Source organism: Gordonia sp. NPDC003950, assembly GCF_053605205.1.
The window spans coordinates 1-15549 of sequence record NZ_JBSGIT010000018.1 but is presented as its reverse complement, the minus strand read 5'-3'; the positions used below and the strand labels follow the sequence as shown (position 1 = coordinate 15549).

Annotated in this window: 17 protein-coding genes and 1 riboswitch; of the genes, 11 read left to right on the top strand and 6 right to left on the bottom strand. The window is 65.7% G+C overall.

The annotated features are described in order from the left end of the window. Nucleotides 1-110: 110 nt before the first annotated feature. A complete protein-coding gene (locus tag ACWETB_RS16200) occupies nt 111-1475 on the bottom strand; it encodes a M1 family metallopeptidase (RefSeq protein ID WP_449742293.1) in 1365 nt (454 codons plus the stop codon). A gap of 294 nt (nt 1476-1769) precedes the next feature. Between ACWETB_RS16200 and ACWETB_RS16195 the strand changes: the two genes are divergently transcribed. The 3 genes from ACWETB_RS16195 (at nt 1770) to ACWETB_RS16185 (ending at nt 3733) form a co-directional block, all read left to right on the top strand. Further along, nucleotides 1770-2207: a DoxX family protein gene (locus ACWETB_RS16195; RefSeq protein WP_449742292.1), complete on the top strand. Its 438-nt coding sequence runs from the start codon at nt 1770-1772 to the stop codon at nt 2205-2207. Nucleotides 2208-3052: 845 nt separating this feature from the next. Then, nucleotides 3053-3571, top strand: coding sequence for a hypothetical protein (locus tag ACWETB_RS16190; protein ID WP_452212244.1), 519 nt, complete (start codon nt 3053-3055; stop codon nt 3569-3571). Between the two features lie 12 nt (nt 3572-3583). After that, entirely contained in the window at nt 3584-3733 is a 150-nt protein-coding gene (locus tag ACWETB_RS16185) for a hypothetical protein (protein WP_452212242.1), read from the top strand. A gap of 14 nt (nt 3734-3747) precedes the next feature. Here ACWETB_RS16185 and ACWETB_RS16180 read toward each other — a convergent pair whose 3' ends face one another. Beyond that, a complete protein-coding gene (locus ACWETB_RS16180; protein ID WP_452212240.1) occupies nt 3748-4326 on the bottom strand; it encodes a hypothetical protein in 579 nt (192 codons plus the stop codon). 155 nt (nt 4327-4481) lie between these two features. Between ACWETB_RS16180 and ACWETB_RS16175 the strand changes: the two genes are divergently transcribed. The 3 genes from ACWETB_RS16175 to egtD all read left to right on the top strand — a co-directional run bounded on the left by ACWETB_RS16175 (nt 4482) and on the right by egtD (nt 7492). Next, nucleotides 4482-4976 (top strand): DUF5709 domain-containing protein, encoded by a 495-nt coding sequence (locus tag ACWETB_RS16175; protein WP_452212238.1) that lies wholly within the window; start codon nt 4482-4484, stop codon nt 4974-4976. A 294-nt stretch (nt 4977-5270) separates the two neighbouring features. Further along, nucleotides 5271-6542: an ergothioneine biosynthesis protein EgtB gene (gene egtB, locus ACWETB_RS16170; RefSeq protein ID WP_452212236.1), complete on the top strand. Its 1272-nt coding sequence runs from the start codon at nt 5271-5273 to the stop codon at nt 6540-6542. After that, nucleotides 6539-7492, top strand: coding sequence for an L-histidine N(alpha)-methyltransferase (egtD, locus tag ACWETB_RS16165; RefSeq protein ID WP_452212234.1), 954 nt, complete (start codon nt 6539-6541; stop codon nt 7490-7492). The genes egtB and egtD overlap by 4 nt, the downstream gene beginning before the upstream one ends. Here the strand turns inward: egtD and ACWETB_RS16160 are convergent. After that, nucleotides 7479-8525: an LLM class flavin-dependent oxidoreductase gene (locus ACWETB_RS16160; protein ID WP_452212232.1), complete on the bottom strand. Its 1047-nt coding sequence runs from the start codon at nt 8523-8525 to the stop codon at nt 7479-7481. The genes egtD and ACWETB_RS16160 overlap by 14 nt on opposite strands. Before the next feature lie 132 nt (nt 8526-8657). On the opposite strand from ACWETB_RS16160, the gene ACWETB_RS16155 reads away from it, so the two are divergent. Further along, nucleotides 8658-9041, top strand: coding sequence for an SHOCT domain-containing protein (locus tag ACWETB_RS16155; RefSeq protein WP_449742286.1), 384 nt, complete (start codon nt 8658-8660; stop codon nt 9039-9041). A 78-nt stretch (nt 9042-9119) separates the two neighbouring features. Here ACWETB_RS16155 and ACWETB_RS16150 read toward each other — a convergent pair whose 3' ends face one another. Beyond that, the gene (locus tag ACWETB_RS16150; protein WP_449742285.1) at nt 9120-9917 is read right to left on the bottom strand and encodes an HAD-IIA family hydrolase; all 798 of its coding nucleotides are present in this window, start codon (nt 9915-9917) and stop codon (nt 9120-9122) included. Between the two features lie 58 nt (nt 9918-9975). On the opposite strand from ACWETB_RS16150, the gene ACWETB_RS16145 reads away from it, so the two are divergent. Then, nucleotides 9976-10338 (top strand): VOC family protein, encoded by a 363-nt coding sequence (locus ACWETB_RS16145; RefSeq protein ID WP_449742284.1) that lies wholly within the window; start codon nt 9976-9978, stop codon nt 10336-10338. On the opposite strand, the gene thiD is transcribed toward ACWETB_RS16145, so the two are convergent. Next, nucleotides 10313-11146 carry a bifunctional hydroxymethylpyrimidine kinase/phosphomethylpyrimidine kinase gene (thiD, locus tag ACWETB_RS16140; RefSeq protein ID WP_449742448.1) on the bottom strand — a complete coding sequence of 278 codons (834 nt, stop codon included), beginning with the start codon at nt 11144-11146 and terminating at the stop codon, nt 10313-10315. The genes ACWETB_RS16145 and thiD overlap by 26 nt on opposite strands. 50 nt (nt 11147-11196) lie before the next feature. Continuing rightward, the gene (gene thiC / locus ACWETB_RS16135) at nt 11197-12888 is read right to left on the bottom strand and encodes a phosphomethylpyrimidine synthase ThiC (protein WP_449742283.1); all 1692 of its coding nucleotides are present in this window, start codon (nt 12886-12888) and stop codon (nt 11197-11199) included. Next, nucleotides 12882-12994, bottom strand: a riboswitch (TPP riboswitch). (Overlaps the previous gene by 7 nt.) A 322-nt stretch (nt 12995-13316) precedes the next feature. On the opposite strand from thiC, the gene ACWETB_RS16130 reads away from it, so the two are divergent. From ACWETB_RS16130 to ACWETB_RS16120, 3 genes are all read left to right on the top strand, one after another. Continuing rightward, entirely contained in the window at nt 13317-13664 is a 348-nt protein-coding gene (locus ACWETB_RS16130) for a GNAT family N-acetyltransferase (RefSeq protein ID WP_449742282.1), read from the top strand. Between the two features lie 137 nt (nt 13665-13801). Next, entirely contained in the window at nt 13802-14563 is a 762-nt protein-coding gene (locus tag ACWETB_RS16125) for a siderophore-interacting protein (RefSeq protein WP_449742281.1), read from the top strand. Nucleotides 14564-14729: 166 nt separating this feature from the next. Continuing rightward, nucleotides 14730-15200, top strand: coding sequence for a hypothetical protein (locus ACWETB_RS16120; RefSeq protein ID WP_452212228.1), 471 nt, complete (start codon nt 14730-14732; stop codon nt 15198-15200). Nucleotides 15201-15549: the final 349 nt, after the last annotated feature.

Below are 15549 nucleotides of genomic sequence, written 5' to 3'. Positions count from 1 at the left end.
CGTCCCCCAGCTATTTCCCGCTGATTGGAGCGAACCCGGGGGAGGAACCATTCTTCCGCCACTTTCCGGCTCGCCCAAAGCTTTTCGGTGGCACCTGCAGCGTGTGCGGGTTAAACCGGGAACGGCGGCAGGGCAGGGGTGAACAACCAGCGCTGCCACAGATCCTGCAGCGGGGTGGACGAGAAGTTGGCCGCCAGGGCGATGAAGTCCTCGGTGGTCACCGATCCGTAGCGGTACTTCTCGGTCCACCGGTGCAGGAGAGCGAAGAAGTTGCCGTCGCCGATGGTCAGACGCAAGGCGTGCAGGGTGATCGCCCCGCGCTTGTACACCCAGTCGTCGAACATCTTTCGCGGACCCGGGTCGGCGAGGGGGACGCGTACGGGGGAGGCGGCGAGCTTCTGGTAGTAGTGGCGCGCCCATTCGTCGGCGCTGCGTCCGCCGGAACGTTGGCTCCACAGCCACTCCGCGTAGCAGGCGAATCCTTCGTGCAGCCAGATGTCACGCCACCGGGCCAGCGTCACCGAATTGCCGAACCACTGATGCGCCAGTTCGTGTGCGACGAGTCGTTCCGAATTGCGAGTGCCATCGCAGTGGTTCGCACCGAACGTCGAAAAGCTTTGTGCCTCAATGGGTATTTCGAGGGGATCGTCGGTGACGACGACGGTGTAGCGGGGAAACGGATACGGGCCGAACATCTCGACGAAGACGTCGATCATCTCGAGTTGCCGGCCGAAGTCGACGTCGAAGTTCTTGGTCAGCCGCGGCGGGATCACCGCGTCGACGGGCAACGGTTTGGTGGCCAGTGAGACCTTCTTGTACGGCCCGATCTGGATCGACGCGAGGTAGGTCGGCATCGGTTCCACCTGGTGATACACCCACGTGGTCTGGGCGGCGCGTGCCCGCTTGGACTCCAGGACGCCATTGGCCAGAGCGAAATACGGGCTGTCGGTGGTGATGGAGATGCGGTAGGGCGCCTTGGCGATCGGGTGGTCGTCGCAGGGGAACCACGACGCCGCACCGTTGGGTTGATTGGCGCACAGCGCGCCCTCGGTGAGTTCTTCCCAGCCCACCTCGCCCCACGAACTGCGGATGGGGCGTGGGGACCCGTGGTAGCGGACGACGATCGTCATTGCGCCGCCGGGCGGGATGGGATCGGCCGGGGTGATCGTCAGCTTCTTGTTGCGGTGCGAATAGCGGACGCGCTTGTCGTTGACGCTCACGCGCGTGACGGTGAGGGTGCTGGCCAGGTCGAGGCTGAACCGTCGCAGATCGATGTGTGAGGTCGCAGTCAGTGTGGCGGTGCCTTCGAGCCGGTTGCCGGCGACCTTGTACATGAGGTCGAGGTCGTATCGGCTGATGCGGTAGCCGAGGTTTCCGTTGTCCGGCAGGTAGGGATCGAGGACGTCGGTCGGCGAACCCAATACCGGTTGCCCGGAGCCCGGTTGCCGTGCGCCTCTGCCCGACTTACCCGGCACCCACATCTCCTCGCCTCTTCATGAACTCGCCGAACTGCCCGCGCCGGAGACGCGATGTCACGGCGCATCGCGATCTGGTCACAGGCTGATGTCGAAGCTCTCGACCAGATGACGATCGCCCCGAGATGGACCGATGTCGCTTCGACCTTGCGGACACTCAGACTACCTTCCGGCCATCGTGCGCATCGGTTGGCTCCGGTCGGGCCACGTTGTAAACGGACCGTGGTCCGTATAGGTTGTGGTGGTCGATAGCGGAGACAGTCCACAAGACTTCTCGTCGAAAAGGAGAGTTAGATGAACGGATTCCGGGGCATAGCCCTCTTGGCGGCCCGAGTGATCCTCGGCTGCATCTTCATCGCCCACGGGTGGCAGAAGCTCAACACCTTCCACATCTCCGGTGTGAAGGCGAACTTCGAAGGGATGGGCGTGGTCGCGCCCGGCTTCTCCGCCTACGCCGTGACCTGGCTCGAGTTGGTCGGTGGCATCCTGCTGATCCTCGGATTGCTGCTGCCCATCGTCTCGGTGCTGCTGGTCATCGACATGATCGGCGCGATCTACTACGTCCATTGGGACCTGGGCTTCTGGGTGGCCGATGGCAAGGCCGGCTGGGAATGGCCTCTCGCGCTGATCGCCGGGCTGTTGGCCGTCGGCTTCGCCAACGCGGGAGTGTTCGCCGCCGACAACTACCTCGTGCGGGGTCGAGGCCGGCGACGCTCGGCTGCAGTCGACTGAGGACTGAGCGAGGCGAAGGTTGACAGCGCTCGTGGCTGTGCGTGCGCCGTCAACATCGGCGATCACGTGCATTCGCGTGTCGCGTGTCGATTGATCGGGGCTGTCTGCCCATTTCTAGACATTTCTCAAGTAGCCTTCCGGCAAAACCCCAGGTCACGGCCATCTTGTACTGGGCGGGATGTCTAGAAATGGGCAAGCAGATTTCGGAACGCGTGATCCTTACTTCGCAACAGTCCCGCTTGTACCAGAAATCACACAGGCCGCACCCGCACCACATCCGGCGCGGCCAATGCCGTCCGAGATCACCTCTTGCCCATTTCTAGACATTCTCGAAGCAGTCTCGCGCCAAAATCGCAGGTCACAGCCCTTCTGTACTCAGTGGGATGTCTAGAAATGGGCAAGCACCTCGACCTACCTCCGTGCCACTGACTGACCGTGTCATCGAGATCGGCGGATTCCGGTACCGACTCGACGTCGCCGCAGGAGTCGGTGATGGCGAAAGCGCTGTCAACGTCGACGAGAGCGCTGTCGGTGATGAGGTGGCGCTGTCGATTCCTCCGAATAGGCGACAGATCTGCGCAGGTCCGGGGCCCTAAAATCGGACAATGTCGTATCCCGGCCCGCCGTCCGGATCGCGTCCCGCTCGGCCGAGTACGTTCGGCGCGGCTGTCGCACCGCCGCCTCCACCCCCACCGCCGCCGAAGGCCCGATCGGTACCCCCGCCGCCCCCTCCACCGCCGGCGGGTGCGTCGGCCCCACCGTCATCGAGGGCATCGCATCGCCGATCTCAGGATTGGCCGCTGCCGGTTCCGTCCTCTGCTGCAGCCCCCAAGGTAGCGGGGCCGGTGGTCTCGGGGCCCGTGGTCGCGGCGCCGGCGGTGGCGACGCCCGCCGTGGCTCCCCTGCACGTGTACCAACCGGTGATCGTGCTCGGTGCCGATCCCGTGGAGGTTGCCACCCGGCGTCCCTGGCAGGTGACGTTCTTCGGGTGGTGGCAGGTCATCGGGCTGGTGTTGATCGGGGTGAGCGAGGCGATCTGGTGGGTGTGGTTCCTCAGCATCGACAGCTGGTCCCAAGCACCGTCGAGCAGCACGACCTACTCGGACTACGGGTACGAGACCACCACCGTCTCGGGCTGGGATCTCACCGGGTATCACGACTACCTGCTCGCCGTGTCGATAGCCGTGCTGGTCTTCTGGGCGATTGATCTGTGGATCGCCATTTCGTATCTGCGAGGCGCGCGCGGGGCGTATCTGTACTACACGGTCATCGGAATCATCCGGATCTCGGTGGTGGTGCTCATCTCCGTTGCATTCGTGGTCTTGTATTTCGTGGGCTTCGCCGCCCTCTTCGCCTACGCGTGATCAAGGAGGACAGTGGAAGCCGCCATCGTGATCGTGATCGTCATCGCCGTGATTGTCATCGCGATCAACGTTTTCATGTACTACCTGCTGTGGAACCGGCGCTCACGCGCCTACTTCAGCAGGGAGAGCGTCGACATCCGTCGGCGGCAACGACGCCGCTGACCGGCCAGGCGGGACTACGCCACCAACCCATCAATACTGGTGCGGGCGAATGCGGTGCGGTCGAGTTCGGCGCCGTCGGGAAGGTGGGTGCGCAACGACGTGAGGTCGGCCAGCACGTCGTCGGCGTGACGAAGGCCGACGCCGTCGATCTCGCCGGGCGTCAGAAGGGTTTCGGGCTCGAGGCCGTGTCGGTGAGTCAACGCCGCACCGAGCAGCCGGTGCGCCTGATCACGATCGACGTCCCACAGGGCGTCGGCGGTCAGCAGGTACAGCCGCACCGCGGGCGGGTAGTCGTCGAGGTGGACCAGCGCCCACGCCCAGTGTTTGGCGACGTCGACGGTGTCCGCCTCGCCGCGACCGTGGGTCCGGACGTACCTTCCGTGCAGCTCGCGGCACAGGGGCGTCGCGTCGGCCCACAGGTGCAGGTGCGACATGCAGCGCACCGAATCGTGCAGGTTGGACAGGTACATCGGCGAGTACGGCCCCTCGCGGCGTGATCGGATCTCGCGCAGGACCGAGAACTCGGCCAGCGCATGTCCGTACTCACCGGCCGAGAGCAAGGACCGGGCTTCGTCCTGCATTTCCTCGATCACGACTCGATTGTCGCCGACGTGGCAGCAGAAAGTGACCTGTTTCACAAACATGTTACCGGCCGCGGGTGGGCGTCGACGGCCGGATTCTGGGCAGAATTACCCCAATCACCTGGGGATACTGGCCACGCGCGGTGCGGCCTGGCATCGTGGGAAGTGTGACCGGATACGACAACGACAGCACCCCTGAAGGCTCCGACGGCGAGTACAGCCTCGATCCCGACGATCAGCTGCAGCCCGAGGACACCCTCGACGATCGAGGTGTGGACGACGTCCTCGACGAAGGCTTCTCGCCGCCCGACTACGCGCCCAAGGGCGCGGTCCACGGACTGACAGCCCAGGAGATGCGTGACGGGGAGACGCTTGATCAGAAGCTCGCCGAGGAAGAGCCCGACGTCGGTGCGACCGACCCGCTCGACGACATCGTCGCCGACCAGAAGCGGGACTGGCAGTCGCACGAATCCGACGCAGACGACGAATTCGCCGAGGATGCCGATCAGGTGGGCGAGCGTCGGGCCGGTCGCCTGCTCGCACCCGATCGGGGTGACGGTGTGGACACCGAATCCGAGGCCGTCGCCTCCGATTGCGGTATCGACGGCGCCGGCGCCAGCGCGGAGGAAGCGGCGGTGCACGTCGTCGGCGACGAGGCCTGACCCTGGCGCTTGCCGGGCTCGCCTCACGCCGCCATGTCCGGAATGCGAGAGTCGTTACCGGGCAACCGTTCTTGCGGCACCTCGCCACGCGACCGGTCCGACACGGAGGAATTCCGTGTGGGACCGGTCGTTTCGCGTTGTGATCGCCGTACGACACGGCGAGCGCGACGTCCGGCGCGGTGCCGAACGGAATACGCGTGATCTGGGCGCGTTGACAGTTCCACGCGTCGTAGGAACGATGGACTACGACGACTCGGGAGAGCCCGGGGTCCACACGCCACGGGAGGTACTCCAGTGAGCATTACCGAACGCATCTCCACCAGCCCAGACGGTACCCACGCCGATCAGTCACCGGCGCAACGCTTTCGAGATGTCCGGGAGCTGACCGACCTGCTGTCGGCGCGACTGTCCGCTGAAGATCAGACACCGCAGTCGATGACCGAGGCCAGTCCGGCGAAATGGCATCGCGCGCATGTCACCTGGTTCTTCGAGGAGTTCATCCTGCGGCGCGACCCGTCCTACACCGTGTACGACGAAACCTACCGCTACCTGTTCAACAGCTACTACGAGGCGGTCGGCGAACGGCATCCACGCCCCGACCGCGGACTCGTGACCCGACCCGGTGTCGAGGACATCACGCACTACCGCAACTACGTCGACGGTGCGATGGAGGACGTCCTCACCCGCGGCGCCCTCGACGATGACGCCCTCGATCTGCTCGAATTGGGCTGCAATCACGAACAGCAGCATCAGGAATTGCTCCTGATGGACATCAAGCATCTGTTCTCCACGATCCCGCTCTCACCCGGACCGGTGTACGTCGACCGGGACCCGGACACGCCCACATCCACCGGCCCGACCACCTGGCGGTCGGTCTCCGGCGGCGTCACCGAGATCGGTGCGGCGCCGGGAGTGGGCTTCTCCTACGACAACGAGGGGCCGCGGCATCGAGTGTTCCTAGAGGACTTCGAGGTCGCCGAACGTGCCGTCACCAACGCCGATTGGCTGGAGTTCATGGCCGACGACGGCTATCGGCGCCACGAGTTCTGGCTGTCCGACGGGTGGGCCACGATTCGTCAACACGGTTGGGACGCACCGGGCTACTGGCGATTCGACGACGGCGAATGGACCACCTTCACGCTGTCCGGGCGACGTCGCATCGAACTCGACGAACCCGTGGTGCACGTGTCCTTCTATGAGGCGGATGCCTTCGCCCGGTGGGCCGGAGCACGGCTGCCGACCGAATTCGAATGGGAGGCAGCCGCTTGCGCACTCGGGTCGCAACGAGGTGAGCTCCTCGACCCGGACCGATGCCACCCGGGCGTGGCCGGGGCAGCGATGATCGGCGACGTCTGGGAGTGGACCGCGAGCGCGTATCTGCCCTACCCGGGTTTCGTGCCCGCCAATGGTGCGGTCGGGGAGTACAACGGCAAGTTCATGTCCGATCAGCACGTCCTGCGGGGAGCTAGCGCGATCACCCCGCGAGGGCATGAGCGTCTGACGTACCGGAACTTCTTCCCGGCCTCGTCGCGGTGGGTGTTCGCCGGCCTGAGGTTGGCGCGGTGACCGTTGACGTCGTGGCACCGCTGGCCGCCGACGCGCTGGCCGGACTGTGGCTCGATCCGCCTGTGCTGCCGACGAAGTGGCTCTACGATGAGCGCGGCAGCCGGCTGTTCGACGAGATCACCCGCGTCCCCGAGTATTACCCGACACGTCGGGAGACGGCGATCCTGCGGGCACACGCGGGCGACATCATCGCCACGTCGAACGCCACCACCATGGTCGAACTCGGCTCCGGCACCTCCACCAAGACGCGTCTACTGCTCGATGCGCTCGCCGCGCGGGCCCCCGCGGGTGTGGATGTCACCTACGTGCCGGTGGATGTCAGTGCCGAGATGCTGGCCGAGTCGTCGACGATCCTGGCGCGCGACTACCCGGGCATCGCGATCGAGCCCACCGAGGCCGACTTCACCGAATCCGAACTGCTACTTCCGGGTTCGCCGGGGAACCGTCTGGTCGTGTTCCTCGGCGGTACGATCGGCAACTTCGACGACGACGCGCGGCGCGCCTTCTTCGACGGGCTCGCGGCGTCGCTCGCCGTCGGCGACCACTTCCTGCTCGGCGCCGACCTCATCAAGGACACCGGCCGTTTGGTCGCCGCCTACAACGACAAGGCCGGTGTGACAGCGGATTTCAACCGCAACATGATCGAGGTGCTCCGTACCGGCCTGGCCGCGACGGGACTCTACGCCGACGACTTCGACCACATCGCACGGTGGAATCCGACCCGGCACCGCATCGAGATGTGGCTGCGGGCCCGGCGGGACGTCCGGGCGTATTTCGGGGTGCTGCAACGGGAATGGGTACTGCCGGTCGGTGCGGAGATTCTCACCGAGATCAGCACCAAGTTCGATCCGGCCACCCTGGATGCCGAACTCGCCGACGCCGGACTGGCGCACGTCACCGGCTGGACCGACCCGCACGGAGACTTCCTGCTGACCCTCAGTCGTCGCTGAGCAACTCCCGCACTCGCGGAATGACCTGCGAGCCATACAGTTCCACGCTACGAATCAACGTGCGGTGCGGCAGGGTGCCGTGGGAGTACTTCATGTCGAAACGGGAGAGACCGAGCGCGCGGGCGGTGGTGGCGATCTTGCCGGCCACCGTTTCCGGCGAGCCCACGTAGAGTGAGCCGCCTGGTCCGGTGGATCGTTCGAATTCGATGCGTGTCGGTGGCGGCCAGCCACGCTCTGCGCCGATCCGCGACACATAGGCACGGTAGTGCGGCCACAGTTGGTCGCGGGCCTGCTCGTCGGTGTCGGCGACGTGGCCGGGGGAGTGCACACCCACCGGCAGGTCCGTCGGCTTGCCGAGCTGGTCGAGTGCGCGGCGATACAGGTCGACATACGGTGCGAACCGCAGCGGGTCGCCGCCGATGATCGCGAGCATCAACGGCAGTCCGTGCCGCGCGGCGCGCACCACCGATTCGGGACTCCCGCCGACCGCGATCCAGGTCGGAAGCGGCGGATTCTCCAACTGCGGATACACGATCTGGTTGCTCAGCGGGCCGCGGGTGGTGCCCGACCAGGTGACCGGGTTACCGGTGCGCAGGTGGGTGAACAACTCGAGTTTGTCGGAGAAGAGCTCCTCGTACTGTTCGAGGTCATAGCCGAACAGCGGAAAGGATTCGGTGAACGAGCCGCGCCCCAGGATCACCTTGGCGCGACCGGAAGACAGGGCGTCGACGGTGGAGAACCGCTCGAACACGCGGACCGGGTCGTCGGAGGACAGGACGGTGACCGCCGAGCCCAGCCGCATCCGGGTGGTGCGGGCCGCGACGGCACCCAGCACCACCTCGGGCGCGGATTCCGCGTAGTCGTCGCGGTGATGTTCGCCGACGCCGAGGAAGTCGACGCCTACCTCGTCGGCGAGGACGGCCTGTTCGAGGAGATTGCGTATCGACTGCGCCGCGGTGATCGGTGCACCGTCGTCGTCGACGGTGACATCACCGAAGGTGTCGAGTCCCAGTTCCAGATTCACGAGGTCCATTGTGCCCGCCGGGCGACGACGGAGAAGTTGGCACGAAATAAGCCCTTTGCCTCACTATGAATCCGCGAATATGTGCAATGCTATTGCTGGCCAGAACACTGGTCGCTTCACTATTTCTGAAGGAGCACTCCCGTGTGGGATTCGTTCTGGAATTTCCTGTGGTCGATGGTCATCATCTTCGCGTTCGTCGCGTACCTGGTGGTGCTCTGGTACATCATCGCCGACCTTTTCCGTGATCATAAGGCGTCCGGTTTATCGAAGGCGATCTGGGTGATCTTCCTGATCATCTTTCCGTACCTGACGGCGCTGGTGTACCTGCTGGCCAAGGGCCAGGGCATGGCCGAGCGTTCGCAGGCGGCGGCGGCTGAGTACAAGAAGGAATCCGACAGCTACATCAAGTCGGTCGCCGGTACCTCACCCGCGCAGCAGATCGCCGACGCCAAGTCGCTCCTGGATTCCGGCGCGATCAGCGCCGACGAGTACGAGGCCCTCAAGGCGAAGGCGCTCGCTCACTGACGTCGAGTCACCCCGACTCTCACCGCCCATCCGGACTCACCGGGTGGGCGGTCGGCGTTTCTCGGCCGGACTCAGGCCTCAGAGGCTGTCGGGTTCGCCGCCGAACGGATTGGTGGTGTGCCCGACGAGATCGGCAACCGAGTCGATGACCCGCGTGGGCCGGTAGGGGAACAGTTCGACCGATTGGATGGTCGAGATCCCGGACAGCACCAGCAATGTCTGCAGTCCCGCCTCGAGCCCGGAGATGACGTCGGTGTCCATCCGGTCGCCGATCATCAGGGTGTGTTCGGAATGCGCCCCCATCTTGCGCAGGGCCGAGCGCATCATCAGCGGATTCGGTTTGCCGACGTAGTACGGGTCACGCCCGGTGGCACGCGTGATCAACGCGGCGACCGCACCCGTCGCGGGCAGCGGGCCCTGCGCCGACGGCCCGGTCGCGTCGGGGTTGGTGGCGATGAACCGCGCACCGCGCTCCACCAGGCGGATCGCGGTGGTGATGGCCTCGAACGAATACGTCCGCGTCTCACCGAGGACGACGTAGTCGGGGTCGACATCGGTGATGACGTAACCGATGTCGTGCAGGGCCGTCGTCAGTCCGGACTCGCCGACGACGTATGCGCTGCCGCCGGGGCGTTGGGTGTCCAGGAAACGGGCGGTGGCCAACGCCGAGGTCCAGATGGAATCCTCGGGAATGTCCAGGCCGGTGCGCAGGAGCCGGGCGCGCAGATCGCGGGGCGTGCGGATCGAATTGTTGGTCAGCACGGTGAACGGGATGCCGCCGTCACGGAGTTCGGCGATGAACGCATCGGCACCGGGGATCAGGTGGTCCTCACGGATGAGGACACCGTCCATGTCCATCAGGTAGGTCCAGGTCATGGCTCCACGCTACGTTGTTCTCGGCCGACGGTCGCACGCTTGCCCTATCCTCGTGGAGATGGAACTCGTGCGCGCGGTACCGATCCTGACAGTCGACGACCTCGACGAGGCCGTGACGATGTACACCTCGTTGCTGGGACTCGACGTCCTGATGAATCACGGATGGATTGCGACGCTGGGCAATTCGGATGCCGTCGGTGGTGCGGCACCGCAATTCTCGCTGATGACCACTGATGCGACCGCGCAAGTGAATCCGGTGGCGTCGCTGCAGGTACCCGACGTCGACGCCGCCTACGCGCAGGCGCTCGCCGACGGTGTGGAGATCGTCCACCCGCTCTCCGACGAGGAGTGGGGCGTACGGCGTTTCTTCTTCCGTGACGCCGACGGCAACGTGGTCAACGTGCTGTCTCACCGTCGGTAGCCGCACCGTCCGGCGCCGCACCGACCCGCCACAGCGGATTGACCGGCCCGTGGCCCGCGCCGAGGGGATAGGCGGCCGCGAGCCCGCGGGTCACCCAGTCCTTGGCGAATCCGACCGCATCCGGCACCGACCTGCCATGTGCGAGAGCACATACCGTCGCGGCTGCCAGGGTGTCGCCGGCGCCGTGATCGTGGCCGGTGTCGATGCGTTCGTGAGTGAACTCGAGGAACTGTTCACCGTCGAACAGGAGATCGGGGCTCTGCGCGCTGGTCCGCAGATGACCACCCTTGACCAACACCCAACGCGGGCCGAGTGCGTAAAGAGCGCGTGCCGCATCACGCTGGGTGGCGTCGTCGACGACCTCGATCCCGGTCAGCAATCGCACCTCGTCGAGGTTCGGTGTCACCAGCGTGGCAAGCGGAAACAGGTTGGTGCGCAACGTGTCCAGGGCCTCGGTGGCGAGCAGGGCGTCGCCGTGCATCGATGCGCTCACCGGATCGACCACCAGCGGGACGGGCGCGTCTCGCCCGATGCCGAGTTCGGTGCATGCGGCCACCACGGCGTCGATGATCGGCGCCGAGGCGAGCATGCCGGTCTTGACCGCCGACACCCCGATGTCGGAGACCACCGAGTGTATCTGGGCGGCAACGATACCCGGGTCGATCTCCTGGAACCCGCTGACGCCCACCGAGTTCTGCACGGTGACCGCGGTGACGGCAACGCATCCGTGCAGGCCCAACAGTGCGAAGGTGCGCAGATCGGCCTGAATACCAGCGCCGCCACCGGAATCCGAACCGGCGACGGTCATCACCCGCGTCGGCGTGACCCCCGGCGGGGCGGTGGGCAGGAGGTGAGAGCTCACGGCGTGCTGCCCGCCTCGATGGGGAGGTAGATACGTCCGCCCGCGTCGGCGAATTCCGCTGACTTGGCGGCCATTTCGGCGGCGATCTTGCGGTCGATGTCCTCGGCGGTCACCAGATTGTTCTCCTCGGCGTAGGCGCGCACGTCCGCCGAGATCCGCATCGAGCAGAATTTGGGACCGCACATGGAGCAGAAGTGGGCGGTCTTGGCCGGCTCGGCGGGCAGGGTCTCGTCGTGGTACTCACGTGCGGTGTCCGGGTCGAGTGCCAGGTTGAACTGATCGTTCCAGCGGAACTCGAAGCGCGCCTTGGACAGTGCGTCGTCGCGCTCCTGTGCGCGCGGATGGCCCTTGGCCAGATCGGCGGAGTGTGCGGCGATCTTGTAGGTGATGACGCCGACCTTGACATCGTCACGGTTGGGCAGGCCCAGGTGCTCCTTCGGCGTGACATAACACAGCATGGCGGTGCCGGCCTGGGCGATCATCGCCGCACCGATCGCCGAGGTGATGTGGTCGTAGGCGGGTGCGATGTCGGTGGCGAGTGGGCCGAGGGTGTAGAACGGTGCCTCCTCGCACAGTTCCTCCTCCAGCCGCACGTTCTCGGCGATCTTGTGCATCGGCACGTGGCCCGGTCCCTCGATCATCACCTGCACGCCATGAGATTTCGCGATCGTGGTGAGTTCCCCGAGGGTCCGCAGTTCGGCGAACTGAGCCTCATCGTTCGCGTCGGCGATCGAGCCGGGACGCAGTCCGTCGCCGAGGGAGAAGGTGATGTCGTAGCGCCGGAAGATCTCGCACAGTTCGTCGAAGTGGGTGTAGAGGAATGATTCTTCGTGGTGGGCGAGGCACCAGGCGGCCATGATCGACCCACCGCGCGAGACGATGCCGGTGACGCGGCGGGCGGTCAGTGGCACGTACCGCAGCAGCACCCCGGCGTGCACGGTCATGTAGTCCACGCCCTGCTCGGCCTGCTCGATCACGGTGTCGCGGTAGATCTCCCACGTCAGCCTGGTCGGATCGCCCTTCACCTTCTCCAATGCCTGGTAGATCGGCACGGTACCGACGGGGACCGGCGAGTTGCGCAGAATCCATTCGCGGGTCATGTGGATGTCGGAGCCGGTGGAGAGGTCCATGATGGTGTCGGCGCCCCAGCGGGTGGCCCACACCATCTTCTCCACCTCCTCGGCGATGGAGCTGGTGACGGCCGAATTGCCGATGTTGGCATTGACTTTCACCGCGAAGGCCTTGCCGATGATCATCGGCTCCGACTCGGGGTGTCGATGGTTGACCGGGATCACCGCCCGGCCGGCGGCGACCTCACGGCGCACGAGTTCGACATCGACATCCTCGCGGGCGGCGATGAACCGCATCTCGTCGGTGACGATTCCCGCACGCGCCCAGGCCAACTGGGTCGAGGCGCCGTCGATCGGAGCGGGCCGCGTCCAGGAATCGCGGGTCGGTGGCAGCCCCTTCTCGACGTCGATGTCGGCGGCGTCGTCGGTGTAGGGGCCCGAGGTGTCGTAGACGTCGAGGTGCTCACCGTTGGTGAGGTGGATGCGGCGTTGCCCGACGCGCAGGCCGTCCACCTCGAGGTAGTGCTTGGTGCTGCCCTGGATCGGGCCGGTGGTCAGGATCGAGCCGTCGACGGTGTCGGTGGTGCGTGTGCGGTCGGCGGATACAGGTGTGCCCATGGTCTGTGTCTCCCTACGCCGGCATTACCCGGACAGGTTCGGGCGGTCGGCGACCGCCTGTCGCCATCTCAGCCCCCGGTACGTGGGAGCCCCCGCGTGTGAAGTTGTGCACCGACGATATGCATCGTCGTCGTACACGGATGAGCATACGCGGGTCGGGGTTCAACCGATCGACGTCGGGTGGTGTGGCGCCGATGGGCCAGTGGATGGTGCGGGTGGCAGGGGTGTGGAAGCGATTCGCAGACGCCTGGCCGAGGTGGCCGAACCGTAACGGATTCGTCCACAGGCCGTTGCGTTCACGTCACCCACCTACGGAACCGTAATGTAGTGTGTGACCGGAATCACAGAGAGTGATTCGCCGACAGGAAGGGGCGCCGGTCGGCAGGGGTTCGTCGTTCACCGGACCACGGCATAAGGGATATGGACACATGCAACGCAAACACCGGCATCGCCCGCCGCAGACGGCGCAGTCGATTCTTCAGCAGATCTCGCAGGTGGTGCACAACCCCGAGCGGGAGCGCTTCGAACTGTGGGTCGCCGGTGACCTCGTCGGAGTTCTCGGTTACTCGATCGACGACGTCGACGGGCAACGCACGGTGACGGTGCTGCACACCGTTCTGTACGACGAGTACACCGGACACGGCCTCGGAACCCGATTGACGCGGGGTGCGCTGGCCTACATTCGCGATCAGGGGGCGCGGGTGCGGCCGGTGTGTACCTTCACCAAGGATTTCCTGGACCAGCATCCCGGTGTTGTGCCGTTGGCGCCGGTGTAATCGTGCCGTTGGCGCCGGTGTAATCGTGCCGTTGGCGCCGGTGTAAAAGGTCCTGGTGGGCCCGCTCGCGGCGGCTCGCCTGTTTTGACTTAGGCTACCCTGACCTCAAACCACCGTCGAGGAAAGGGACGTCCGGCATGGCCGAGACCCAGCACAAGGCGCCGTCGAGGGGTATCCAGGGAGCGATCCTGAAGCTGCTCCGCGCCGACGACTACGAATTCACCGTCACCAGCAACGAGGTGATCACCGACCACTACATTCGCGTCGGATTCACCGGGGGCGGCCTGCTCGCCGACCGCCCGATCCATCCGACGATGTGGGTCCGGTTGTGGTTCGAGTCGAACGGTAAGGCGCATCAGCGGGGCTACACCCTCGCCGACGCGGACGCCGAGGCCGACACCTTCTTCATCGAATTCGCCATCCACGACGGCGCGGCCGCCCGCTGGGCTCAGGCCGCGCAGCCGGGGACGACCATCGGTGCCACGTTCATGGGATCGAAGTTCGCCATCCCGGAGCCGGCTCCCACCGGGTGGCTCATCGCGGGTGATCCGGCCTCGCTGCCGGCGATCAATTCGTTGCTCGACGCGCTGAGTGCGTCGTCGTCGCCGGAGGTGGCGGCCACGATCTGGTTCGAATTCGCGCACGACGACGATAAGGATCTGCCGATCCGGCTGCGGCCGCAGGACACCTTGCACTGGGTTCGCCGCGAGCGTGACGGTGCCGCCCTCGTCGACGCGGTGCGCGCCGCGGCCACCCCGTCCGCCGGCCAATTCGGTTGGGTCGCCTTGGATTCCACCAGCACTCGAGCCGTCGCCGGGGTGCTGCGCGAGGACTTCGGCCTCGGCAAGAAGGGCGTGAAGGCGCAGGCCTACTGGCGGCCGGAGGCCGATCCGTCCTGATTGCCTGCGGTTCGGTCTGGGCAACAGCGGGTTGGGAATCGCGAACAGGCAGGTTAGCCTCTCCTTCAGCGGGGTTCCGGGGGTGGACTCCGGGTATGACGGGAGTACGACATGACACAGGGATCGGCCGGTAACGACGCTGTCGGCGGGGCGGCGGGTGGGGCAGATGCCCCCTACGACGAGGCGTACGGGTCTGCGTACCCGGCCGACGACTATCCAACCGAGCAGTACGCCGTCGACCAACCGGCCGCGGCCGTACCTCTACGGCACCGACCAGTTCTCCGTGCTCGGTGACCCCAATGACGGTGCCGGACAGCTGTTCACATCGCTCGGACTGGTGATGGCGCCACGCCTGATCGCGCAGTCGCAGAAGACCGGCGAGCCGCGGTTCCAGATCAGTGCGGAGAACATCCCGTGGCTCAACTCCGACCTCCTCGTCATGGGCGTCCAGAACGACGACCTGCGTAAGCGACTGCCCGGACTTCCCGGATACCAGAATCTCGACTCGGTGAAAGCCGGTGCGGTCACGTTGATGGACACGGTGCAGGTGACCGGGCTCAACGAACCCTCACCCAACGCCACCGTCTACGTCCTCGACCTGCTCAAGCCGGCGCTCGCGCGGGCTGCGGAGGAGTAGGGCGGGCAAGTCCCGCCCGCACGGAGGCCGGCCGGTCCACCCCCGCTTCCGCTGGTCGAGTGCGCCTGATCCCCGCTGGTCGAGTGCCGACGAGCTTGCGGGTCGGTGTATCCGCAGGCCGAGCCTGTCGAGGTCGAGGCCTCCTCCGCAACCCGACAGCGAAACCAGGCCACCCCCAACCGAACCCAACGCTGAGGATGCGGATAGTTCTCGCACCCAGCAGATTCCGCACCGATCAGTTTTGTCGTACCCCCTCGCTACACTTGAGTCAGTTCAGTTGGAGCGACCGAGCAGAGGGGGTGAACATCATGGCCGACACCACAATTCGCACGACTACCGCGCCGGAACT